Origin of the sequence: Bordetella genomosp. 8 (assembly GCF_002119685.1) — a bacterium.
GTDB lineage: Bacteria > Pseudomonadota > Gammaproteobacteria > Burkholderiales > Burkholderiaceae_B > Bordetella_C.
In genome coordinates this window covers 4,406,871-4,429,709 of record NZ_CP021108.1, presented here as the reverse complement: position 1 = coordinate 4,429,709, position 22,839 = coordinate 4,406,871, and the positions used below count along the sequence as shown (strand labels likewise).

The 22,839-nt window shown below is 66.4% G+C and carries 17 protein-coding genes and 1 tRNA gene; 12 read left to right on the top strand and 6 right to left on the bottom strand.

Translation table 11 applies throughout. The annotated features are described in order from the left end of the window. Positions 1–20: 20 nt before the first annotated feature. The gene (locus tag CAL12_RS20115; protein ID WP_086066243.1) at positions 21–1,550 is read left to right on the top strand and encodes an aldehyde dehydrogenase; all 1,530 of its coding nucleotides are present in this window, start codon (positions 21–23) and stop codon (positions 1,548–1,550) included. Positions 1,551–1,904: 354 nt separating this feature from the next. Here the strand turns inward: CAL12_RS20115 and CAL12_RS20110 are convergent, their stop codons facing one another. Further along, the gene (locus CAL12_RS20110; protein WP_086066242.1) at positions 1,905–3,374 is read right to left on the bottom strand and encodes an aspartate ammonia-lyase; all 1,470 of its coding nucleotides are present in this window, start codon (positions 3,372–3,374) and stop codon (positions 1,905–1,907) included. Between the two features lie 105 nt (positions 3,375–3,479). Then, positions 3,480–4,466, bottom strand: a complete 987-nt coding sequence (locus tag CAL12_RS20105; protein WP_086066241.1) for a LysR family transcriptional regulator — start codon at positions 4,464–4,466, stop codon at positions 3,480–3,482. Positions 4,467–4,668: 202 nt separating this feature from the next. Here CAL12_RS20105 and CAL12_RS20100 point away from each other — a divergent pair, with 202 nt between their 5' ends. The 7 genes from CAL12_RS20100 to CAL12_RS20070 all read left to right on the top strand — a co-directional run bounded on the left by CAL12_RS20100 (position 4,669) and on the right by CAL12_RS20070 (position 15,098). Further along, on the top strand, positions 4,669–6,279 hold the full coding sequence (locus CAL12_RS20100) for an ABC transporter substrate-binding protein (protein WP_086066240.1): 1,611 nt from the start codon (positions 4,669–4,671) through the stop codon (positions 6,277–6,279). An 81-nt stretch (positions 6,280–6,360) separates the two neighbouring features. Beyond that, positions 6,361–7,368, top strand: a complete 1,008-nt coding sequence (locus tag CAL12_RS20095; RefSeq protein WP_086066239.1) for an ABC transporter permease — start codon at positions 6,361–6,363, stop codon at positions 7,366–7,368. Continuing rightward, the gene (locus tag CAL12_RS20090) at positions 7,365–8,264 is read left to right on the top strand and encodes an ABC transporter permease (protein ID WP_198298275.1); all 900 of its coding nucleotides are present in this window, start codon (positions 7,365–7,367) and stop codon (positions 8,262–8,264) included. The genes CAL12_RS20095 and CAL12_RS20090 overlap by 4 nt, the downstream gene beginning before the upstream one ends. 42 nt (positions 8,265–8,306) lie before the next feature. After that, the gene (locus CAL12_RS20085) at positions 8,307–9,356 is read left to right on the top strand and encodes an ABC transporter ATP-binding protein (RefSeq protein ID WP_086066238.1); all 1,050 of its coding nucleotides are present in this window, start codon (positions 8,307–8,309) and stop codon (positions 9,354–9,356) included. Then, positions 9,343–10,197: an ABC transporter ATP-binding protein gene (locus CAL12_RS20080; protein WP_086066237.1), complete on the top strand. Its 855-nt coding sequence runs from the start codon at positions 9,343–9,345 to the stop codon at positions 10,195–10,197. The genes CAL12_RS20085 and CAL12_RS20080 overlap by 14 nt, the downstream gene beginning before the upstream one ends. Before the next feature lie 49 nt (positions 10,198–10,246). Then, a complete protein-coding gene (locus CAL12_RS20075; RefSeq protein ID WP_086068007.1) occupies positions 10,247–14,122 on the top strand; it encodes a hydantoinase B/oxoprolinase family protein in 3,876 nt (1,291 codons plus the stop codon). Beyond that, positions 14,115–15,098 (top strand): dipeptidase, encoded by a 984-nt coding sequence (locus CAL12_RS20070; protein ID WP_157793039.1) that lies wholly within the window; start codon positions 14,115–14,117, stop codon positions 15,096–15,098. The genes CAL12_RS20075 and CAL12_RS20070 overlap by 8 nt, the downstream gene beginning before the upstream one ends. A gap of 18 nt (positions 15,099–15,116) precedes the next feature. Here CAL12_RS20070 and CAL12_RS20065 read toward each other — a convergent pair whose 3' ends face one another. The 3 genes from CAL12_RS20065 to CAL12_RS20055 all read right to left on the bottom strand — a co-directional run bounded on the left by CAL12_RS20065 (position 15,117) and on the right by CAL12_RS20055 (position 18,449). Beyond that, entirely contained in the window at positions 15,117–16,121 is a 1,005-nt protein-coding gene (locus CAL12_RS20065) for an SDR family oxidoreductase (protein WP_086066235.1), read from the bottom strand. A 15-nt stretch (positions 16,122–16,136) separates the two neighbouring features. Then, positions 16,137–17,933 carry a thiamine pyrophosphate-requiring protein gene (locus CAL12_RS20060; RefSeq protein WP_086066234.1) on the bottom strand — a complete coding sequence of 599 codons (1,797 nt, stop codon included), beginning with the start codon at positions 17,931–17,933 and terminating at the stop codon, positions 16,137–16,139. A 201-nt stretch (positions 17,934–18,134) separates the two neighbouring features. Further along, positions 18,135–18,449, bottom strand: a complete 315-nt coding sequence (locus tag CAL12_RS20055; RefSeq protein WP_420042731.1) for a putative signal transducing protein — start codon at positions 18,447–18,449, stop codon at positions 18,135–18,137. A gap of 168 nt (positions 18,450–18,617) precedes the next feature. On the opposite strand from CAL12_RS20055, the gene CAL12_RS20050 reads away from it, so the two are divergent. From CAL12_RS20050 to CAL12_RS20035, 4 genes are all read left to right on the top strand, one after another. Beyond that, positions 18,618–19,601: an NAD(P)H-quinone oxidoreductase gene (locus CAL12_RS20050; protein WP_086066233.1), complete on the top strand. Its 984-nt coding sequence runs from the start codon at positions 18,618–18,620 to the stop codon at positions 19,599–19,601. A gap of 204 nt (positions 19,602–19,805) precedes the next feature. Continuing rightward, a complete protein-coding gene (tpiA, locus tag CAL12_RS20045; protein WP_086066232.1) occupies positions 19,806–20,600 on the top strand; it encodes a triose-phosphate isomerase in 795 nt (264 codons plus the stop codon). 20 nt (positions 20,601–20,620) lie between these two features. Next, positions 20,621–21,130: a preprotein translocase subunit SecG gene (secG, locus tag CAL12_RS20040; protein WP_086066231.1), complete on the top strand. Its 510-nt coding sequence runs from the start codon at positions 20,621–20,623 to the stop codon at positions 21,128–21,130. A gap of 124 nt (positions 21,131–21,254) precedes the next feature. Beyond that, positions 21,255–21,339, top strand: a tRNA-Leu gene (locus CAL12_RS20035). Between the two features lie 123 nt (positions 21,340–21,462). Here the strand turns inward: CAL12_RS20035 and gabT are convergent. After that, positions 21,463–22,725: a 4-aminobutyrate--2-oxoglutarate transaminase gene (gabT, locus tag CAL12_RS20030; protein ID WP_086066230.1), complete on the bottom strand. Its 1,263-nt coding sequence runs from the start codon at positions 22,723–22,725 to the stop codon at positions 21,463–21,465. Positions 22,726–22,839: the final 114 nt, after the last annotated feature.

Here is a 22,839-nt window from a genome sequence, read left to right as displayed (position 1 = left end):
CACCCCAGGAGACAAGCCGAATGACTGAACATGCTTCCAACAAACCCGCGCCGAACCTGCGCGATCGTCCCTACCGTGCGTACCGCATGCTGATCGGCGGCGCCTGGATGGACAGCGCCGATGGGCGCACCTTCGACAGCATCGACCCCTATACCGCGGCCGCCTGGGCCGGCGCGCCTTCGGCGACGGCGCAGGACGTGGACCGTGCCGTCGCCGCGGCGCGCCAGGCCTTCGAGCAGGGGGAGTGGGCGCGGGCCACGCCGGCCTATCGCGCCCGGCTGCTGCGCAAGCTGGGACAGTTGATCGAAGGCGACGTCCAGGAACTGGCCAACGTGCAGGTGCTGGAGAACGGCAAGCTGATCCGCGAGGTCCTGGGCCAGACGCGTGCGCTGGCCTCTTACTGCTATTACTTCGCCGGCGCGGCGGAAATGATGCATGGCGAGACCATCCCGCTGAGCGTGCCGGACATGTTCAATTTCACGACACGCGAGCCCATCGGCGTCATCGCCGCGATCACGCCCTGGAACAGCCCGCTGTCGCTGCTGTTCTGGAAGCTGTGCCCGGCGCTGGCGGCGGGGAACACGGTGGTCATCAAGCCTTCCGAGATCACGCCGATTTCGACGCTGATCCTGGCGGAGATGTTCGAGACCGCGGGTTTCCCGCCCGGCGTCGTCAACGTGGTGACGGGCGACGGCAAGGTGGGCGCGGCCCTGGCCGAGCATCCGGGCGTCGACAAGATCGCCTTCACCGGGTCGACGTCCGTGGGCAAGAAGATCGCGCACGCCGCGGCGGACCGCTTGGCGCGCGTATCGCTGGAACTGGGCGGCAAGTCTCCCAACATCATCTTCGAAGACGCCGACATCGACGGCGCGGTCAACGGGGTGCTCGCGGGAATTTTCGCGGCCACCGGCCAGACCTGCCTGGCGGGTTCGCGCGCCCTGGTCCATGCCGACATCCACGATGCCCTCACCGAGCGCCTGGTAGAGCGGTCGCGCCAGATCAAGGTGGGCGACCCGCTCGACCCCGGGACGGAAATGGGCACGCTGGCCTGCCGCGCGCAGTATGACAAGACCCGCCACTGGATCGACGTCGCCCGGAAGGAGGGCGCCCAACTGCTGTGCGGCGGCAAGCATCCGGAGGATCCGGCCCTGGCGCACGGATTCTTCATGGAGCCGACGATCTTCGGCAACGTGCGCAACGATATGCAGATCGCGCAGGAAGAAGTGTTCGGTCCGGTGCTGTGCCTGATCCCGTTCAAGGATGAGGACGAAGCCGTCCGTATCGCCAACGACACCCGCTACGGCCTGGCAGCCGGCGTCTGGACGCGCGACGTGAAGCGTGCGCACCGGATGGCGTCACGCCTGCGCGCCGGAACGGTGTGGGTGAATACCTACAGGCGCACCAACTGGGCCACGCCCTTCGGCGGCATGAAGGAAAGCGGCATGGGGCGGGAGAACGGCCTGCACGCCATCTACGAGTTCACCGAGACCAAGAGCGTGTGGATCGACACCGGCGCAGGCATCAAGGACCCCTTCAATCCACGCGCCTAGAGCCAGTCCGCCGATTCCGATACAATCCCGCCCGTGGAAGGTTGGCAGAGTGGTTGAATGCACCGGTCTTGTTCAATCGAGCGCCCACGGGGAAACCCGTTGGATGTAAGGAGTCAAATTCGGCGAAGCCCCTGGATGCTTCCGAGGTAACGCCGAGCGAAGATCGATGATGCTGATCATCGATAACGTGTAGAGACTTGACGGCTCCCACCTAAAGCCCCGCGTCGCGCGGGGCCATGGTGAAGGCAAAGTCCAGACCCGCAAACGATCCGGCCGCCCAGGCCGGATCCGGTGGCGAAAGCCATAGGGGCAAGGAAAACCGGCGGGGCTTCACGGCCCTCGTGAGTTCGAATCTCACACCTTCCGCCAAGTGAACGTGCCGTTGATGGCCTGCACGTTCTCCCTGCTGAAAAGCACGTCGAAGCGCTCGGGCGCGGTCAGCAGCATCGGGTCCAGATAACGGGTCGCGGCTTCGGGCGTCAGCAGTCCCAGTTCGATGCTCACTTCCTGGATAGTCTTGTCCTGCGCCGCGGCCTGCTTCGCCACCTGGCTGGCGCGTTCGTAGCCGAACAGGGCAGCCAATACGGTGGACAGGGCCAGGGATCCTCCCGCGTGGCGCAGGCATTCCTGGTGGTTGGCACGTATGCCCGCGACGCATCTGTCCGCCAGCAGCGGTACGCAGCGGGACAGCAGCGATATCGAATCGCTGACGCAATGGATGATTACCGATTCCCAGACATTCAGGTCCAGTTCGCCTTCGCATGCGCGGGTAACGGTTGCGTCGTTACCGAGGACGCGAAAATGGACTTGCATCACCATCTCCGGAATCACCGGGTTGATCTTGCCCGGCATGATGGACGAACCGGGCTGTACCGCCGGCAGTTCGATTTCTCCCAGGCCGGCGCGGGGCCCTGACGACATCAGGCGCAGATCGGCGCTCAGCTTGTTCAGCACGGTGGACGTCCCTTTCAGCGCGGCCGAGATCGCGATCCATACATCCGCGTTCTGCAGGCCGTCGAAAAGATTGGCTTCGCGATGGAAATGGCGTCCGGTCAGTGTCCGCAGGCTGGCGTAGACGGCTTCGGTATAGCCGGGCGCCGCGCCGAAGCCGGTGCCGACCGCCGTGCCACCCAGGGGCAGTTCCAGGCAGAGGTCGCGCACCCGCTGGATTTCGGCCAATTGCCGCTCTAGCGCGCTGCGGTACCCGCTGAACTGCTGCCCCAGCGTGACCGGCAGCGCGTCCTGCAGGCAGGTGCGTCCCAGCTTCACGACGTCGGCGAACTCGCTTTCCTTGTCGCGCAGCGTATTGCACAAGTCACTGACGCGTGTGGCGAGCGCTTCCAGCAAGCCATGCACGGTTATCTTCATTGCCGACGGAATGACGTCGTTGGTGGACTGGCCCAGGTTGACGTGGTCGTTTGGATGGACAGACGCGCGTTCGTCGCCGGCCGCCATGCGCCGGCTGGCCAGCCGCGCCAGCACTTCATTGACGTTCATATTGGCGGCCGTGCCGCCGCCGCCGTGATAGATGTCCACTGGGAAAGATGCCGGGTCCGGCTCGCGAAGGACCTCGTCGGCCGCCCACTGGATCGCCGCCGACCGTTGGGCATCCAGCGCGCCCACGCGTTCGTTCGCCTGTGCCGCGGCTTTCTTGATGGTGGCTATGCTGGCGACGAAGCCCGGTATGTCGGCGATGGTGATACCCGAGATCGAGAAGTTCTCGACGGCGCGGGCGGTCTGGATGCCGTAATCCACCGAGTCGGCCAGTTGCATGGAGCCCAGGGCATCGTGTTCGGTGCGCATGGCGGGGTGTGCTTGGTTCATCGTTCGTTCTGTTCCTGCGATAGGCGGGCGATCCCGCGCGTGGGCGGACTGTGGGCCGCCGACACGACGCGGAGCAAGAACTATGAGCCAGCCGAATGCCTTCCATTAATCGGGCGAATGTTGTTCGTCGTCGATGCTTACGAGCTCCTGCAGCCGCGGATGGATGGCGTCCAGCCGCTTTGGCAGCTCGGCGGTCAGCAAATCCCTGGCGATGCGATAGCACTGCGAGAACGTCTGTTCGTACTCGTTGCGGCGCCCCAGCAGGTAGAGCGAGCGTGTGCCCGGATTCCCACCCAGGAAATGCAGGCGCAGGCTCTTGGCATGGCCTTCGCCCTGCAGCAGGCAGAGCGGGGTGGTGATGGCCCAGCCGATGCCGGCGGCGACGATGGACGCCACGGTGTCCGCTTCGTCCAGCTCCAGGCGGTGCGGCACGCGCGCGTCGATGCGGCGCAGGAAACGGTCCACCTGCATGCCCAGATGCGATTGTCGGTTGAAGCGCACGATGGGCAGGCTTTGGGCCAGCTTGTTCAGGTCGCGTATGTTGTTCAGTTCGCCGGGATAGGACTTCGCCGTAATCACCAGGAACTGCTCCGACATCAGGCGCCGGCGCGACAGATTGTCGAAATCGTCCATGGCGTCGGTGGTCAGGATGATGTCGAAGTCCCGCGCCAGCAGGGCCTCGCCATGGTAGGGCGACAGCCCGCTGCGCACGGACAGCGTGGACGACTGGTCCAGCAGTTCGCGGATGAAGCTCGCGCCGAAGGTCGAGGCGAAGGAATCCACCAGGCCTACCCGCAGATCCGGCTTGATGCCGCGGCTGGCCTCTATGACCATGGCCTTGAGGCGGCTGGCGTCGGCTAGCAGTGCCTGGCTGCGATTGCGCAGGGCCAGGCCCGCGGCGGTCAGGGAAAGCGGCCGGCGCTCACGGTTGAACAGCACCACGCCGAACTGTTCTTCCAACTGGCGGATGCTCTGCGATACGGCGGACTGCGTGATGCCGAGGCGGCGCGCGGCATTCGACATATTCCTTTCTTCGGCGGCGGCGACGAAGATCTGCAGGTTCTGCATGTCCACCGGTTTGGCTGCTTGCATGGCGCGTCCTGGTCCGTGTTTTCCCTAGCACATCATCCGCGAGGAAATGGCAGATATTAAGTTTATCTAATACTAGGGAGGTATGTGTACGAATCAAGATTGTAGGTGGATATACTGCCTCGCATACCGAATCACGCGGTCTCGACGAGACAACATACAGGCGATGCGACGCGGTGCGCGTCGTCGACGGAGGTCAGGGGATATGGGCAGGATCAGCAGGCGCGCCATCGTCACGGGTGTGGCGGCCGCGGCCGGCGTCGCCGCGGTGGCGCGTGTGATGCCGGGTCGCGGCGCGACCGGACAGGAACAGGCCCGCCGTGTCCTGGTCATCGCCACGGCCAACGACATCAATAACCTGGATCCTCATACCAACGCCGACGAGCCGACCACCTTCCTGCTGCGCAACGTCTACGATGCCCTGGTTCGCGTCGAAGCCGACCCGCCGCGCATCGTGCCGCAACTGGCGCGCGCCTGGGAGGTGTCCGCCGATGGGCTGGAATATGTGTTCAGGCTCAATCCGGCAGCGCGCTTCAGCGATGGGTCGCCCGTGTCTGCGCACGCCGTGGCATATTCGATCGAGCGACTGCTGCGGATCAGGAAGGGCAACGCGTGGATGATCGCCGGCATCATCGAACCGGGCGGTGTGCAGCCCGTGGATGCGACCACCGTCCGTATGCGCCTGGCGCGGCCCTTTGGTCCGCTGTTGCAGGTGTTGCCGTGGATATGGATCGTCAACCCCGCGCAGGTCGAACCCAACAAGGGCAATGACGATGGGCAGACCTGGCTGCGCGCTCATCTCGCGGGCTCCGGCCCATTCCAGCTGCGCCGCGCCGAATCGGGCAATCTTTACGAATTGCGGCGTACCGCCACGGACTGGCGCGATGAATCAGGCAACGCCACCGGCGTCATCCTGAAGGTCGTCCGGGAAAGCGCCAGCCAGCGCCTGATGGTGCAGAGAGGCGACGCGCATATCGCCGTCAACCTGTCCAACGACGACATTGCCGCGCTGCAGGGACGTTCCCGCGTCAACCTGGTCGTCAAGCCCGAACTGCGGACCTTCATGTTTCGGATGAACACGAAGCACGGCCCGCTGGCCGACGTCGCGCTGCGCAAGGCGGTGAGCTGGGCCGTGGACTACCAGGCCATGCTGGACGTCGCGGTGTATGCACGTCCGGCGTACGGCCCCCTGCCGCAGGCCATGTTCGGCTTCGACAAGTCGCTGCCGCCGCGCGCGATGAACCTGGAGCGGGCGCACGAATACATGGCCAGGATCGACACGCGCGGCCAGCCGCTTGCCTTGCGGGCGGCGTACATCAGCGGTTATGAGCAGCAGCGGCGCTGGTGCCTGGTGCTGCTGGACAGCCTGAAGAAGCTGGGGATCACGCTGGATGTGCGGGCCATGACGTGGCCGGATCTGGTGGCCTCGGCGCGGCGCCCTGAAACATGCCCGGACTTCTTTTCGATGTTCACATCGGTGAACTACGCGGATCCGGCCGACGTCAGCTTCAACCACTATCACTCCTCGCGTGTCGGCAACTGGTCGAACCCGACCTACGCGAACCCGGCGGTCGACGCCTTGATCGAACGCGGAAGAAGCGAGCTCGATCCCGCCCGGCGGAACGAGATCTACATCGAATTCCAGCGGCGGGTGCTGGACGACTCGCCCGATCTGTTTATTTCGACCGACGTGCGCAAGCTGGCATTCCGGCGCAGCGTGCAAGGCTTTACCTATACGCCCATACGCCCGGGCGCGTTCGACCTGGCGCCGCTCTCGCTCGAGCCGGCGGACAGCGCGCAGGCTCGCGACGCCTGACAACGTCGCGGAACAACCCCAACGCCGCCACACGCAGCGTGCGCCCTGGGCTCCAGGGCACCCAATGACGGTAGAAGAACCATGTTGAGATTCACGGCCCGGCGCCTTTTGCTCATCGTCCCGATACTGCTGGGACTGACCGTCCTCGTGTTCGCGATCGGGCGCCTGCTACCCGGTGATCCGATCGCGTTGGCGGCCGGGCCCAATGCCACGCACGCGGATATCGAGCGGCTGTCGCGCGAGTTCGGGTTCGATCAGCCGGTCTACGTCCAGTACTGGCACTACCTGACCGGATTGCTGCGTGGCGACTGGGGGCAATCGATCTTCACCCGCCGCCCCGTGCTGGCCGACCTGATGTTGTTCCTGCCCGCCACGCTGGAGCTGGTGCTGGCCGCGCTGACGCTGGCGGTATTGATAGGCGTGCCGGCCGGCGTGGTCGCCGCCGTCTATCGCGACGAGTGGCCGGACTTCCTGACGCGCTTCGCCTGCCTGGGTGCGATCTCGATGCCGCGTTTCTTCCTGGGCTTGCTGCTGCAGCTGGGCTTCGCGGTCGCGCTCGGCTGGCTACCCTTGACGGGGCGGTTTCCCTTGACCATGGATCCGCCGCCCACCGTTACCGGCTTGCTGACGCTGGATGCCTTCATTGACGGGAACGGCGCGGCGTTCTGGACGGCGGTAAGCCACCTCGTGCTGCCCGCGCTGGCGACCGCGCTGTCACCCCTGGCCTCGATCGCCCGCATGATGCGCGCCAGCACGATCGAAGTGCTGCAGCAGGACTACGTCCTGACCGAAAGGGCGCTCGGCCTGAAACCGCGGCTGATCCTGTGCAAGTACGTGGCCAAGAACGCCTTTTCCGCGACCCTGACCGTGATCGGGCTGTACGTGGGCTGGCTGCTGGGCGGCACCGTCCTGGTGGAGACCGTATTCGATTGGCCGGGCATCGGCCTGTACGCCACCAAATCCATCCTGACGCAGGATTTCACCCCGGTCATCGGCGTCACGTTGATGATAGGCATGCTTTTCATCCTTGCGAACCTGCTCGTCGATCTGCTGTACGGCGCGTTCAATCCTAAGGTGCGGTACGAATGAATACGCAAACGATGGCAACCGGCGACGCCGGCGTGGCCCGACCCTCGGCGGGCCGTTGGAGACAGGCTTTCTACCGTTTCAACCGCAGCTGGGTGTCGTGGGCGGGCCTGGTCATCATCGGCCTGCTGTGCCTGGCCGCGATCGCCGGCCCGGCGCTGGCTCCCTATCCCCAGGACGTGCAGGGGGCGGTGCACACCGCGCTGCGTTTCCAGGCCCCATCGTGGCAGCACTGGTTCGGCACCAACGAATTCGGCCAGGACGTGTTCTCGCTGGTGCTGGCGGGCGCGCGGATATCGCTGGTGGCGGGTTTCCTGGTGGTGTGCCTGGGTGCGCTGGTCGGTATCGTGGTCGGCGGCATCGCGGGCTTCGCCGGCGGTTGGATCGACGAGATCCTGATGCGGCTGGTCGATCTGGTCCTGACCCTGCCGGGGCTGATCCTGGCGATGGCCATCGCGGCCGCGCTGGGCGCCGGCCTGGGCAACACCATCTTCGCCATCGCGCTGTCCTGGTGGCCCGGTTATGCGCGATTGGTGCGCGGCGAGGTCATCGCCCGCAAGGAAGAAATGTTCGTGCAGGCGGCCAGGGCGCTGGGCGCGAGCCCGGCCCGCATCCTCTGGCGCCACGTGCTGCCCAACGTGATGTCGCCCGTGTTGATCAAGCTGTCGCTGGACATGGGTTTCGCGATCCTGTCTGTCGCCTCGCTGAGTTTCCTGGGTATCGGCGTCAAGCCGCCGACACCCGAATGGGGGTCGCTGCTGGCCACGGCGCGCAACAACCTGCCGGACTTCTGGTGGACCGCCTTGTTCCCCGGCTTGTGCATCTTCTTCGCGGTGCTGGGCTTCAACCTGCTGGGCGACGGCCTGCGCGACGTGCTCGATCCGAAGTCGCGCCGCTGAGCCGCTGCCGCGCCCCTTACCTAGCCTGACACGACACTGCATATGGCATTCCTCGATATCCGAAACCTGCATCTGGGCATGCGCACGTATGCCGGCGAAGCGCATGTATTGAACGGCATCGACCTGTCCGTCGAGCGGGGCGAGATCTGGGGCCTGGTGGGCGAGTCCGGCTGCGGCAAGTCGCTGACCGGCCTGTCCGTCTCGCGCCTTATACCGTCGCCCCCGGCCCGCTACATGGATGGCTCCATCCTGCTGGACGGGCAGGATGTGCTGCAGGCTTCGGAGTCGACGATGCGCGCGCTGCGCGGGCGGCGCGTGGGCATGATCTTCCAGGATCCCACGACCAACCTGAATCCGGCGTTCCGCGTGGGGACCCAGCTGGCGGACGTGGCCTTGCATGCCGGCACGCAGGACCCCGCCATACTGGGCGTCGACGCGTCGGCCAATCGCGACGAGCGGCGGCATGCGGCGCGCAAGCTTGCCATACGCATGCTGGATATGGTCGGCATACCGGAACCGGAAAAGCGCGTGGACGATTACCCGCATCAGTTTTCCGGCGGCATGCGCCAGCGCGTGCTGATCGCCATGGCCCTGATCGGCCGTCCCGAACTGCTGATCGCCGACGAACCCACCACGGCGCTGGACGTGTCCGTACAGGCGCAGATCCTTGCCTTGATCCATCGCCTGGTGCGGGAACATAACCTGGCGGTGGTCTTCATCACGCACAACCTGGGCGTGGTCGCGCAACTGTGCACCCATGTGGCCGTGATGTACGCAGGCAATATCGTCGAGTCCGGGCCGGCGCGCCAGGTATTCCATCACCCGCGGCATCCTTACACGCAGGCCTTGCTGGGCGCCGTGCCCACGCGCGACCTGCGGCGCGGCGGCCTGGCCGCGCTGCCCGGCACCGTGCCTGACCTGCTGGATCCCCCATCCGGCTGCCGGCTGGCCCCGCGCTGTCCGCATGCCAGGCAGGAATGCGTCGCGGCGCTGCCGCCTGTCGTGCACGTGGGCGAAGGTCAGAAAGTGGCATGCGTGCTGGCTCAGGCCCCGCAGGCCGTGTCCCTGGAGGCAGCCCATGCTGCAAATTGAGCATCTCACCAAACACTATGCGCCGCCGCGGACGCTGTTGCGCCGACGGCCGGTCCCTTTCACCGCGCTGGACGACGTCAGCCTCACCATACAGAAAGGCCAGAGCTTTGGCGTGGTGGGTGAATCCGGCTCGGGCAAGACCACGCTTACGCGTTGCGTATTGGGCCTGGAGTCCTTGTCGGGTGGCCGCATCCTGTTCGATGGCCAGGACGTCGCGCAAGTGAAGCGTGGCGGCCTGCGTGACCTGCGAGCTCGCATGCAGATCGTGTTCCAGGACCCCTATGCGTCGCTGAACCCCCGCATGACGGTGGGGGAGATCATCGCCGAGCCGCTGCGCATCCATCGCGACAAGCTGCGCCTGAACGCGCGGCAGCAAACCGATCGCGTGCGCGAGTTGCTGCAGCTCGTGGGCCTGAACGCGGCCTACGCCAGCCGCTTTCCGCACGAATTCTCCGGCGGGCAACGCCAGCGCATCGGCATTGCGCGCGCCCTGGCCGCCCAGCCCGAGGTACTGATCCTGGACGAGCCGACATCCGCGCTGGACGTATCGGTGCAGGCCCAGGTGCTGAATCTGTTGCTGGACCTGCAGAGCCGGCTACAGCTGACCTACCTGTTCATATCGCACGACCTGGGCGTGATCCGCTACGTCTGCGATCGCGTCGCGCTGCTCTATCGCGGCAAGCTGGTGGAAGAAGGGCCGACGCAGCAGATTTTCGATCATCCCCGGGAGTCCTACACCCGGTCGCTCCTGGCCGCCATGCCGGGCATAGACCCCGACGCTTCTCCTTTTCATGGGCGGCAGGGCGGTGCGACCGAGGCGGCTGGCGCCCCCCGTTCCTGAACGCCGCTTCCGGGCGGCATTGAATTCGACGACTACGCAAGTGGGCATCATGGAAGCAAATACATCCAAGCAATCGAGCAAGGGCGGTGCGCAGCCCTCGGCGGTCAGCCGCGACACGTGGCGCATCGGTTTCGATATCGGCGGCACCTTCACGGACTTCGTGTTGTATGACGCGGCGGGCAGGACGGTGCGGCTGCACAAGCGGTTGACCACGCCGCACGATCCGTCGGAAGCGGCGTTGCTCGGCCTGAAGGAACTGGTGGACCAGGCCGGGATCGCCATGGCCGATGTGGGCGAAATCGTGCACGGGACGACGCTGGTCACCAATGCCGTGATCGAGCGCAAGGGCGCGCGGCTGGGCCTGCTGACGACGCAGGGCTTCCGCGACGTGCTGGAGATGGGCCGCGAGCAGCGCTACGACATCTACGACCTGTTCCTGGGGTTTCCGGATCCGATGGCGCCGCGCGACCTGCGGCGCGAAGTGCCGGAACGTATCGACCGTTCCGGCAAGGTCGTCCTGGCGCTCGACCGCGAGGCCGTGCGGCGCGAAGTCGGTCAACTGGTGGCCGAGGGGGTGGAAGCGGTCGCCGTATGCTTCATCAATGCCTACCGGAATCCGGACAACGAGCGTGCCGTAGGCGAACTGATCCGCGCGGAATTCCCGCAGCTGGCGGTGTCGCTTTCCTGCGAGGTGGTCGCGGAGATCTCCGAATACGAACGCGCCGTCACCACCTGCGCCAATGCTTACGTGCAGCCGCTGATGGATCGCTACCTGCGCAAGCTGGAAACCTCCCTGACGGCCGCCGGCTTTCACGGCACGCTATCGCTCATGCATTCCGCGGGCGGCCTGGTCTCTCTGGAAACGGCACGCACCTTCCCCATACGCCTGCTGGAGTCCGGCCCCGCCGGCGGGGCACTGGCGACCGCGCTGTTCGGTTCGCTGGCGGACAAGCGCGACGTCATCGCCTTCGACATGGGCGGCACGACCGCCAAGGCTTGCATCATCCGTGACCAGCGCGTGGACATCGCGCCCATGCTGGAGGCCGGCCGGGTGCACCGTTTCGGCAAGGGTTCGGGTTTACCGATCAAGACGCCGACCGTGGACTTGATCGAGATCGGCGCGGGTGGAGGCTCGATCGCCGCCATCGATGAAGTCGGTCTGCTGAAGGTCGGTCCGGAGTCGGCCGCATCCGATCCCGGCCCCGCCTGCTACGGCCTGGGCGGGACCCAGCCCACGGTCACGGATGCCAACGTGGTGTTGGGGTATTACGATCCTGGCTACTTCCTGGGCGGCCGCATGGCGCTGGACCTGCCCGCCGCGCGGCGCGCGCTCGAGACCCTTGGGACCACCCTGGACCTGCCCGTGCCCGAGGTGGCCTGGGGCATCCATACGGTGGTCGTGGAAAGCATGGCGGCGGCCGCGCGGGTGCACCTGGTGGAGAAAGGCCTGGACCCACGGCACTACGCCATGGTCGGTTTCGGTGGCGCGGGGCCCGCGCACGCTTGCGACGTGGCGCGCGTACTGGGCGTGCGCGAGGTCATCATCCCGCCCGCGTCCGGGGCGGCGTCGGCCCTGGGTTTCCTGACGGCGCCGATTTCCTTCGATCTGGTCCGCTCCCATCCGACCGTATTCGCGGCCGGCTTCGACGCGGACGGCGTGAACGCGACCCTGGACGCGTTGGAGCGCGAGGGACGGGAACGGCTGATGCAGGCCGGGGTGCCGGCTGAAGAGGTGGTGGTGGAGCGCAGCGCGGACATGCGGCTGGTGGGCCAGACGCATGACATTTCCGTCGACCTGCCAGCCCATGTGCTGACCGCGAGCGACCTGGACGAGATCCGGCAGGCCTTCACCGCCGCGTATTCCAGCCGCTATACCGCGGTACCTCCCGGCGCTCGCATCGAGGCGATCAATTTCCGCGTCCGTTTGCGTGGGCAGGCGCCGCTGCTTTCCCTGTCGGGCGCGGCGGGCGGCGCCACCGGCGCCAAGGTCAAGGGATCGCGGCCGGCGTGGTTTGGCGCGGGATACGTCGATACGCGCGTGTACGACCGCTATGCGGCGGCGCCGGGCGACGTCATCCCCGGACCGGCGATCATCGAGGAGCGCGAAGCCACGACCGTCATCGGTCCGGACGACACCGCGACGATAGACGGCAACCTGAACATCCGCATCACGGTCGCAGACTACAAAACGGCCGGTGAGCGTATCACCCCGGACATGCCGGTGGAGGAAGCGGCCGCCCTGATCGAGTCCGACCCGATCGCGCTCGAGATCATGTGGGCGCGGCTGGCGACGGTGGCCGAGGAGATGTGGACCACCGTATGCCGCACGGCGTTCTCCTTGGTGATCTCCGACGCGCAGGATTTCGCCTGCGAATTGCTGGACCCGCGCGGGGAGCCCATCGTTCACTCGCCACGCGCGATGCCGCTGTTCAATCTGGCGCTCCCGCGCGGTGTGCAGGCGCTGCTGCAAGCCTATCCCCCGGAAAGCCTGGTGCCCGGCGACGTACTGGTCACCAACGATCCGTGGCTGTGCGCCGGCCATCTGTTCGATATCGCCGTGGTTACGCCGGTCTTCCGCGACCGGGCCCTGGTGGGTTTTGCCGCCACGGTGGCACACGTCGCCGATATCGGTGGAACCAAGAATCCGCGCACCACGCGGGAAATCTATGAGGAAGGATTGCAGATCCCGCCGATGAAGCTGTTCGAGGCCGGTAGGCCGAATGCGGCCCTGTTCGCATTGCTGGCGCAAAATGTGCGCAATAGCGACCAGGTGGTGGGCGACGTGCATGCGCTGGTGGCCGCCAACGGTATAGGCGCGCAACGGCTGCTGGCATTCATGGACGATTACGGAATGCGAGACCTGCGGGCCCTGACAACCGTGGTCCAGGGGCGCTCCGAACGCGCCATGCGCGACGCCATCCGCAAGATACCCGATGGGGTCTACAGCGCGGAATCCTGGACCAATCCCATCGACGGCGAGCTGTGCATTCCGCTCAAGCTGACCGTGCGCGGCGATGCCATCGAGTTGGACTTCGAAGGCGCGCCGCCGCAGCTGGCGCAGGGCGCCTTCAACTCGACGTTGAATTACACGGCGGCACAGGCTACCTATCCGCTCAAGTGCATCCTGACGCCGCAGGTGCGTGGCAACGCGGGCTGCTACCGGCCGTTCACCGTCAAGGCGCCGGAAGGCTCGATCCTGAACTGCCGCCGACCGGCGGCCGTCAGCCAGCGTACCCGCACGGGGTGGTACATCGCGCCCAGCGTATTCCGTGCGCTGGCGCAGGCCGTGCCGTCGCAGGTCCAGGCCTTTACGGGCATCTCGGTCAATCCGCGGGTGTACGGGCGGGATGCCGAGATGCAGGCCTATTCCGATATGTTCTTCTGCGGAGGCGGGCAGGGTGGAAGCGCCAATGGCGATGGCAAGTCCGGCCTGCTCTGGCCGACGTCGGCCGCCAATACGTCGACGGAACTGTTCGAGTCGCGCGTGCCTGTCCTTATCCTGGAAAAGGCCTATGTCACGGATTCGGGCGGAGCCGGGCAGTACCGCGGCGGACTGGGCCAGCGGGTGCGCATGCGCAAGCTGCATGACGATGGCCTGGAGACGCTGATCTCCTTCTTCCCCGATACGGTATTGCAGCCCGGGCTGTTCGGCGGCAAGCCGGGCCTGCCCGGGTCCGGCCGCGTGATGGATGCCGCCGGTGCGACGTTGCATGATTGCGGGACGGGCAACCTGCTGACCTTGACCAAATCCTCCGAAATCGTGGAAGTGGTGCTGGCGGGGGGATCGGGGTTTGGCGATCCTGCGCAGCGCCCGCGTGCCGCGGTCGAGCGGGATATCGCGTTGGGACTGGTCAGCGAAGCTGGTGCCGCACGCGATTATGGCTACACCAGGTTGGCACAAACGGAGGCTGCCTACGATGAATGAACAAGTGGCGGTTTCCGAGCGCGCCCGCGCAATACTGCGTGATGTGCTGGTGTGGGACGCCCACGGCGGCTTCACGCCCAAGCCCGACCAGGACTTGTCGCAGTTGTCGCGTTGGGAAGAAGTCGGCGTCGACTTCCTGTCCATCAATGTCGGGTTCGACATTCACCCCTGGGAGCACACCATCCGGGTGCTGGCCGCCTATCGGCACTGGCTGGCGCGGCGGCCGGAGCGCTTCGTGATGATAGACGGCGTGGACGACATCCTGCGGGCGCGGCAGGAAGGCAAGCTTGCCGTGGCCTTCGATCTGGAGGGCGCGGTGTCCCTGGCGGGCCAGGTCGAGATGCTGGCGCTCTACCACCGACTGGGCGTGCGGCAGGCCCACTTCGTCTACAACCTGAACAACGATGCGGGCGGCGGCTGCCACGATGTCGATGTCGGCCTGACCGATTTCGGCCGTGAACTGGTCCGCGAGTGCAACCGCCTGGGCATATTGATCGATCTGTCCCACGTCAGTTATTCCACAAGCATGGACATCATCGCGATGTCCAGCCAGCCGGTGGTGTTCTCGCATTCCAATCCGAAGGCCCATACCGATCATCCGCGCAACATCACGACCGAGCAGATACAGGCGGTGGCGCGCCAGGGCGGCCTGGTCGGCGTGACGGGGGTGGGGCGTTTCCTCGGAGACCCCGAGGCGTCATCGGCGGCGTTCGTGCGGGCCATCGATATGACGGTGGAACAGATCGGTGTCGGCAGCGTGGCGATCGGGCTGGATTACACCTGGGCGCCTGGCGGGCCAGCACGCGCGCCGGCGTTCTGGCCGTCGCAGCACTACACCGGCAAGTTCGCTTACCTGGGGCCGCATCAATTGCCGGAGATCACGGAGCTGCTGCTGCGCCGGAACTATACGGAGCGGGACATCGCCGCCATCTACGGCGGCAACTACCTGAGAATCGCCCGCGCCGTCTGGAAATAGGCAGGCGGCGCGGGGGCCTCAATCCCTGTTTTTCCACAGCGTCCACAGCAGGGCGCCCAAGGCCACGCCGGCGCCGACCACGAGCGGCCGGTGTGTCGACGCCCACAGCGCGGCGCTATGCGACTGGGCCTGGTCGTCGAACGATCCGTGGGTGCCGTGCCTGCCGGACACCGGCCGCCAGAGATTGTCCACCCGCGTTGCCGGCGCCAGCGGCTTGCGACGCTGGGCCTCGTAGTTGGTGCGGGCCAAATACCAGTCCAGCAGTCCGGGGAAGAACTTGTTGGCGACGATGGCCTTGATCGAAGGCATGCCGACGTAGAGCTCGCGACGGCGATGGTGCGCGGCCCAGACGATGGCGCGCGCCGCGACCTCGGGCTGGAAGATGGGCGGCACCGGCTGCGGCGCGTAGGGCACGTGCGACTTCGCCCAGTCGAACTGCGGCGTGTTCAGCGCCGGCATCTGCACCATGGTCACGTGCACGCGGCTGCGGTCATGCATGAGCTCGCTGCGCAGCGAATCGGTGAAGCCGCGCACGCCGTGCTTGGCGCCGCAGTAGGCGGATTGCAGTGGGATGGCGCGATAGGCCAGGGCCGAACCCACTTGCACGATGGTGCCGCGATCGCGCCGACGCATGTGGCGCAGCGCGGCCATCGTGCCATAGACCTGGCCCAGGTAGGTGACCTCGGTCACGCGCGCGAACTCTTCGGGCGTCAGCTTGGAAAGAGGCGAGAACACCGTCAGCATGGCGTTGTTCACCCACACGTCGATCGGTCCCAGTTCGGCTTCCACCTGATCGGCCGCGTGGTGCATGGCCTTGGCGTCGCTGACGTCGACCGGGATGGGAAGGGCGCGCACGCCCAGCTTGCGTACATCTTCGGCGGCGGCGGCCAGGGCTTCGGCATCGCGCGCCAGCAGCGCGACGTTCGCGCCCCTGCGCGCGAATTCCAGCGCCGTGGCGCGGCCCACGCCGGCGCTGGCGCCGGTGATCACGACCGTGTGTATGGCATTTGTGCGTCGGAACATAGGCGACCTCCAGGTTTACTTGTCCTTGTTTCCGGGCAGCACGCTACCCAACACCTGTTTGGCCGTGTTCAACAGCACGTGGCCCTGGTCGGGGTCGCCTTTCATGAGCGTGGTGGCGAAGGCCTTGGCCTGCGCCATCGTGATGTGCGGCGGCAGGGGCGGCACGTTGGGGTCGCTCTTGACCTCGATGACCACGGGGCGGTCCGAAGCCAGGGCCTGGTCCCAGGCGGCGCCCATGGCATCGGCGCGATCGACGAGGATGCCCCGCAGGCCGATGGACTCGGCGAACTGGTGATAGGGCACGGACGGGATGTTCTGCGATGCCTCGAACTTGGGGTCGCCTTCCATGACGCGCTGCTCCCACGTCACCTGGTTCAAGTCGCCGTTGTTGAGGACCATGCAGATCCAGCGCGGATCGCGCCATTGCTTCCAGTACTTGGCCACGGTGATCAGTTCGGCCATATTGTTCATCTGCATGGCGCCGTCGCCGACCAGCGCGATGACGGGACGTTCCGGATAGGCGAACTTGGCCGCGATGGCATACGGCACGGCGGCACCCATGGACGCCAGTCCGCCGGACAGCGAGCACATCATGCCGCGCTGCACCTTCAGGTCACGCGCATACCAGTTGGCGACCGAGCCGGAATCGCTGGTCACGATCGCATTGCTGGGAACGCGCGGCGACAGCTCCCATATCGTGCGCTGCGGATTGACGCCGCCTTCCGCATCGGCCAGCGCGCGTTCCTCCAGCTTCTTCCACCAATCGGTGGTCCATTTGTCTATGGTTTCGCGCCACTTGTTGTCGGCGCGGGGTTGCAGCAGCGGCAACAGTTCGCGCAGCGTCTCCCGGCTGTCGCCCACCAGGTTGACTTCCATGGGATAGCGCAAGCTGAGCATGTCGGGCTTGATGTCGATCTGTACCCCGCGCGCCTGGCCTTCCTTGGGCATGAATTCGGAGTAGGGGAAGCCCGAGCCTATCATCAGCAGCGTGTCGCACTCGGTCATCAGCTTGTAGCTGGGCTCCGTGCCCAGCAGGCCGATGGAGCCGGTGACCCACGGCAGATCGTCGGGCAGGGCGGCCTTGCCGAGCAGGGCCTTGGCGACCCCCGCGCCCAGCCTGTCGGCCACCGCGATGATTTCGTCGGTGGCATGCAGGGCGCCGGCGCCGACCAGGATGGCGACCTTCTTGCCGGCGTTCAGTACTTCCGCGGCGCGGCGCAGGTCTTCGGGGTAGGGCACGGTACGCGGTTCGCGATAACCGACGCCGGAGTGGACGGTGCCGTGCTTGCGCGCGGGCTCCTCATACGGCAGGTCCTGCAGGTCGTTGGGCAGCACCAGCGCGGTCACCAGCTTCTGCCCGATGGCGGTGCGGATCGCCCGGTCCACCAGATGCCGGACCTGCGCGGGCACGCTGGCTTGCTGCACGAAGCCGGCGGCCACGTCCTTGAACATGGACACCAGATCCAGCTCCTGCTGGTAATGGCCGCCCAGCGCGGCGCGCGCCTGCTGGCCGACAATGGCAAGCACCGGCATATGGTCCATGCGCGCGTCATACATGCCGGTGATCAGATGCGAGGCGCCGGGGCCGGAAGTGGCGATGCACACCCCCAGTTCGCCCGTGAACTTGGCATGGGCGGACGCCATGAAGGCCGCCATTTCCTCGTGGCGGGCCTGGATGAATTCGATTTTCCCCTGGGCGCGGCTCAGGGCGCCGAATACGCCGTTGATGCCGTCCCCGGGATAGCCGTAGATGCGGCGCACGCCCCAGGCGTGCAAACGTTCGACGATGAAGTCTCCGACGGTCGTGGACATGGGCTTGCTCCGGGAAGGTGAACGCCCGGAATATCCATTGGCCGTGCGTTCGCGTCATGTGCGGGCGCGCGGCGGTTCATCCTTGGCCGTCGACGCCCTGATAGAAGCGTGGACCACGCAAGCCTTGTTCCTGTGCGCGTGCGTACGATGAGCAGAAGACCTTGCGCGCGCGGCGAGGCGCGCCTCGGGCGGGGCTGGGCTTCAGTCTTCGCGTGTCGCGCCGCACTGCCAGCACAGCGTGAATTGCGCTTCCGACCATTCACCGCAGGATGTACAACACCAGTTCGCCAGGGACTGGCCAGGTTCGCGCCAGCTGGCGTCGATGATGCGCGTGGCCAGTTCGAGATCGCGTTCGTTTTTCAGCCAGATCTCAGGTCCGCATTGGTCGACGGGAATCTCGCCGATCGCCCCGGTCAGATATTGATTGTGCAGCTCGCAGGCGATGCGAGCCTGCGCCAGCAGGTTCATCCAGTGCTGGGCCATCAGCAAATCAGGCGCGCGCGTGAGCCGGATCATGGGAACGGGAACCGATACAAGTGGTCGGAATGATAGACCAAGCTCGACCGCATGGCGTGGGTCGGCCGATGCCGCCCGTCTGGCTGAAGGCGCGCGTTCCCTGCACCATCAGCGGCCCGAGGCGCGATAATCGAAGTTTTCGTCCAGGACAAACCAGGAGCCCGCCTTATGCTCGCCGTTGAAATCTCCCGCCCCGGCGGACCCGAAGTGCTCGTTCCCGTCCAGCGGCCCACGCCCGAGCCCGGCCCTGGAGAGGTATTGATCAAGGTCTCCGCGGCCGGCGTCAACCGGCCCGACACTTTCCAGCGCAAGGGCAGCTATCCGCCGCCGCGCGGCGCATCCGACCTGCCCGGGCTGGAAATCGCCGGCGAGATCGTCGGTGGCGACGCGGCCATGGGCGGCTATGCCATCGGCGACAAGGTCTGCGCCCTGGTCGCGGGTGGCGGCTACGCCGAGTACTGTGTCGCCCCCGTCCAGCAATGCCTGCCCGTCCCGGCCGGCCTGTCGGAAATCGAAGCCGCCGGCCTGCCGGAAACCTATTTCACCGTGTGGAGCAACGTCTTCGATCGCGGCCATCTGGGCGCCGGCGAAAGCCTGCTGGTGCATGGCGGGGCCAGCGGCATCGGCACCACGGCCATCCAGCTCGCCAGCGCCATGGGCCACAAGGTCTACGGTACCGCCGGCAGCGACGACCGCGCCCGCGCGATCGAGAAACTGGGCGCCGCCAAGGGCATCAATTACCGCGACCAGGATTTCGTGAAGGAAGTGCTGGATGCCACCGGCGGCGCCGGGGTCAACGTGATCCTGGACATGGTTGCGGGGGATTACATCGCCCGCGATATCCAATGCCTGGCCGACGAAGGCCGCATCGTCCTGATCGCCACGCTGGGCGGCAACCACGGCAATGTCGATTTCGGACAGGTCATGCGCCGCCGGTTGACCATCACGGGCTCGACGCTGCGGCCCCGCCCGGTGGACTTCAAGGGCGAAATCGCCGCCCGCCTGCGCCAGCACGTCTGGCCGCTGCTGGAAAGCGGCAAGATCAAGCCCATCATCCACGCCACCTTCTCGCTGGAGGAAGCCGCCAAGGCCCACGCCATGATGGAAGCGGGCGAACAGATCGGCAAGATCATCCTGACCATCCAGCATTGACGCCCAGCCGCCGGGGCGTCGGGCAAGCCCGTGCCCCGGCCCACGGACGTCAAGTATCCCGATAGCCGCCAAACACGATACAATCGCGGGTTTGACCCGGATTTTTCCGGTGGCTGACCTTGAATCCCGTCGCGCGGGTCACCCGCGCGGCCAACCCTACCGCGACGCCCATAACGCGACGCCCATTACGCGACGCCCATAACGATGAGCACAGACGATCGCCGTGACACGCCGGCCGATGCCGCCAGCCAGACGCCCGCCGGCGCCGCCCGCGCGCGCCTCGTCCTGGGCAACTGGAAAATGCACGGCAGCCTGGCCGAAAACGCCGCGCTGCTGGATGCCTTGCGCGCCCGCGCCGGGGCCGGCACCTGCCAGGTTGGCGTCTGCGTGCCGTTTCCCTATTTGGCGCAGACCCAGGCCCTGCTCGACGGCAGTGCCGTTTCCTGGGGCGCGCAGGACATCAGCGTGCACGACAAGGGCGCCTATACCGGCGAAGTCTCGGCCGCCATGTTGAAGGATTTCGGCTGCCGCTGGGCCCTGGCCGGCCATTCCGAGCGCCGCGCCATGCACGGCGAAACGGATGAGCTGGTCGCGGAGAAGGCCAAGACCGCGCTGGCCGCCGGCCTGACCCCGGTCGTCTGCGTCGGCGAAACGCTGGCCGAGCGCGAAGGCGGCAACACGCTGGGCGTGATCGAGCGCCAGCTGGAACCCGTGCTGGCGCTGGGCGCCCAATCCCTGATCCACGTCGTGCTGGCCTACGAACCGGTCTGGGCCATCGGCACCGGCCGCACCGCCACGCCGGAGCAGGCGCAGGAAGTGCACGGCGCCATCCGCGTCGCGCTGCGCGGCCTGGGCGTGCCCGGGGTCCGCATCCTGTACGGCGGCAGCGTCAAGGCCGCCAATGCCGCCGAACTGTTCGCCATGCCCGATATCGACGGCGCCTTGGTGGGCGGCGCGTCGCTGGTGGCCGATGAATTCCTGCGCATAGCCGCAATCTAAGTTTCCGTCTGGAGCAAGTAATGTCTTTCATGCTTTCCGCGCTGATGATCGTGCAGGTGCTTTCGGCACTGGCCATCATCGTTCTGGTCCTGCTGCAGCAAGGCAAGGGCGCCGATATGGGTTCGGCTTTCGGCACTGGCTCCGCCGGCAGCCTGTTCGGCGCTTCGGGCGCGGCCAACTTCCTGTCGCGGACCACCAAATGGGCCGCCGTGGTCTTCTTCGTCACGACGGCCGGCCTGGCCTATGTCACCCACAAGGGTGTCGAACAGCCCACCACGCTGGATTCGGGCGTGATGTCGGGTTACCAGGCGCCCGCCGACAAGTCCGTGCCTCAGGCTCCGGGTGGCGCGTCCGTGCCGGCCCCGGCCACGCAGGGCGATGCGTCTGTGCCCGGCAGCGGCGTCCCGTCGACCGGCGGCGCCGCGCCCGCGCAGACCGCGCCGGCCAAGCCCGACGCGTCTGTGCCGCAAGCCCCCGCCGCGCCGGCCACGCCCGCCGCGCCCGTCAAACCGGCCACGCCGGCGAAGTAAGTCTGGTGCTATCCGCCCGGCGGCGTCACGTCGCCGGGCGTGCTAGAATCTCGGTCTTTCCACGCCCCGGATGGGCGGCATGGAGCCCCGGCTCCGAGTCGATCCCGGTGCGTCGCGAAACCTAGCCGACGTGGTGAAATTGGTAGACACGCTATCTTGAGGGGGTAGTGGCGAAAGCTGTGCGAGTTCGAGTCTCGCCGTCGGCACCAAGATCTGTTCAGAAAGTACAGTTCCAGATAGTCCCAGAGCGTACCGAACCCGCATGAGCATCAGCTTCCGCGGGTTTTTTGTTGCCTCCGAGGCGAGGTACCGCCGACCGATCCAGCCTTCGATCAGGCCAGCAGGCTCGCTTCCAGGATGTCCAGCGCTTCTTCGAATATTGCGTCTTCGATCGTCAACGGGAAAAGAAAGCGTACGACGTTGCCATACACGCCGCAGGTCAGTAGCAGCAGTCCGCTGCGCAGTGCCCGCTGCTGGAATGCACTTGTGAATTCCGCGTCCGGCGCGCCGGACGCGTCGTTGAACTCGACAGCCACCATGCCTCCCAGACCTCGTATCTCAGCGATCTGCGGGACCCGCGGACGCAAGGCGGACAGGCGCGTCTTGAGCCGGTCGCCCAAGGCCTGGGCACGCCCGGCCAGGTCTTCTTCGGCAATGACGTCCAGCACGGCATGCGCTGCCGCGATGGCCAGCGGATTACCCGCATAGGTGCCGCCCAGCCCGCCCGGCGCCGGCGCGTCCATGATCTCGGCGCGACCGCACACGCCGGATAGCGGCAAGCCGCCGGCCAGGCTCTTGGCGAAGGTCATGATGTCGGGGACCACGCCGAAATGCTCCATGGCGAACAGTTTCCCCGTTCGAGCGAAACCGGTCTGGACTTCATCCGCGATCAGGAGGATGCCGTGCTCGTCGCAGAGCGTACGCAGCGCCTGCATGAGCGCCGCGGGCACGGGGTTGAAGCCGCCTTCGCCCTGCACCGGCTCGATGATGATCGCGGCCACGCGGCTGGGCTCCACATCGAATTTGAACAGGCGCTGCAGGGCTTGCAGCGAGTCATCGGGCGTGACGCCCTGCAGGGCGTTGGGGAAGGGCACATGGTAGACATCGGCGGGAAACGGCCCGAAACCGACTTTGTAGGGCGCGACCTTTCCCGTCAGCGCCATCGTCAGCAAGGTCCGGCCGTGAAAGGCGCCGCCGAAAGCGATCACCGCCGGACGGCCGGTGGCTGCGCGCGCGATCTTGACGGCGTTTTCGACCGCTTCGGCGCCCGTGGTAAAGAAAGCGGTCTTCTTGGCGTGCGCGCCAGGACTCAGCGCATTGATGCGTTCGGCCAGGGAGACATAGGATTCGTAGGGAACGACCTGGTAGGCTGTATGCGTGAAGCACTCGAGCTGGGCGGCGACCGCCCGGGTCACCCGCGGATGGCGATGGCCGGTATTCAGGACGGCGATACCGGCGGCGAAGTCGATGTATCGGCGCCCCTCCACATCCCACAGTTCGGCATTCAGCGCCTTGGCCGCGTAGAAGTCACACGCGACGCCGATGCCGCGCGGCGATGCTGCCAGGCGCCGCTGTTGCAACGATTCGTTCTTCATCTCTGTTCCCTGTACGACAGTGGCCGGCGCCAGGGCTGGCGCCGATGAGCCGCGGCACCCGGGCCGCCATGCGGCATGCAGTATCATCCGCATTGGCCCCTGGCGGTAGAGCCA

Bases quoted from the DNA above. Each gene is read 5' to 3' on its own strand.
- CAL12_RS20090 (WP_198298275.1), top strand. From the start codon at position 7,365: ATGAATACGCAAACGATGGCAACCGGCGACGCCGGCGTGGCCCGACCC.
- CAL12_RS20100 (WP_086066240.1), top strand. From the start codon at position 4,669: ATGGGCAGGATCAGCAGGCGCGCCATCGTCACGGGTGTGGCGGCCGCG.
- CAL12_RS20075 (WP_086068007.1), top strand. From the start codon at position 10,247: ATGGAAGCAAATACATCCAAGCAATCGAGCAAGGGCGGTGCGCAGCCC.
- CAL12_RS20085 (WP_086066238.1), top strand. From the start codon at position 8,307: ATGGCATTCCTCGATATCCGAAACCTGCATCTGGGCATGCGCACGTAT.
- gabT (WP_086066230.1), bottom strand. From the start codon at position 22,725: ATGAAGAACGAATCGTTGCAACAGCGGCGCCTGGCAGCATCGCCGCGC.
- CAL12_RS20065 (WP_086066235.1), bottom strand. From the start codon at position 16,121: ATGTTCCGACGCACAAATGCCATACACACGGTCGTGATCACCGGCGCC.
- CAL12_RS20105 (WP_086066241.1), bottom strand. From the start codon at position 4,466: ATGCAAGCAGCCAAACCGGTGGACATGCAGAACCTGCAGATCTTCGTC.
- CAL12_RS20115 (WP_086066243.1), top strand. From the start codon at position 21: ATGACTGAACATGCTTCCAACAAACCCGCGCCGAACCTGCGCGATCGT.
- CAL12_RS20110 (WP_086066242.1), bottom strand. From the start codon at position 3,374: ATGAACCAAGCACACCCCGCCATGCGCACCGAACACGATGCCCTGGGC.
- tpiA (WP_086066232.1), top strand. From the start codon at position 19,806: ATGAGCACAGACGATCGCCGTGACACGCCGGCCGATGCCGCCAGCCAG.
- CAL12_RS20060 (WP_086066234.1), bottom strand. From the start codon at position 17,933: ATGTCCACGACCGTCGGAGACTTCATCGTCGAACGTTTGCACGCCTGG.
- CAL12_RS20080 (WP_086066237.1), top strand. From the start codon at position 9,343: ATGCTGCAAATTGAGCATCTCACCAAACACTATGCGCCGCCGCGGACG.
- CAL12_RS20095 (WP_086066239.1), top strand. From the start codon at position 6,361: ATGTTGAGATTCACGGCCCGGCGCCTTTTGCTCATCGTCCCGATACTG.
- CAL12_RS20070 (WP_157793039.1), top strand. From the start codon at position 14,115: ATGAATGAACAAGTGGCGGTTTCCGAGCGCGCCCGCGCAATACTGCGT.
- CAL12_RS20055 (WP_420042731.1), bottom strand. From the start codon at position 18,449: ATGATCCGGCTCACGCGCGCGCCTGATTTGCTGATGGCCCAGCACTGG.
- secG (WP_086066231.1), top strand. From the start codon at position 20,621: ATGTCTTTCATGCTTTCCGCGCTGATGATCGTGCAGGTGCTTTCGGCA.
- CAL12_RS20050 (WP_086066233.1), top strand. From the start codon at position 18,618: ATGCTCGCCGTTGAAATCTCCCGCCCCGGCGGACCCGAAGTGCTCGTT.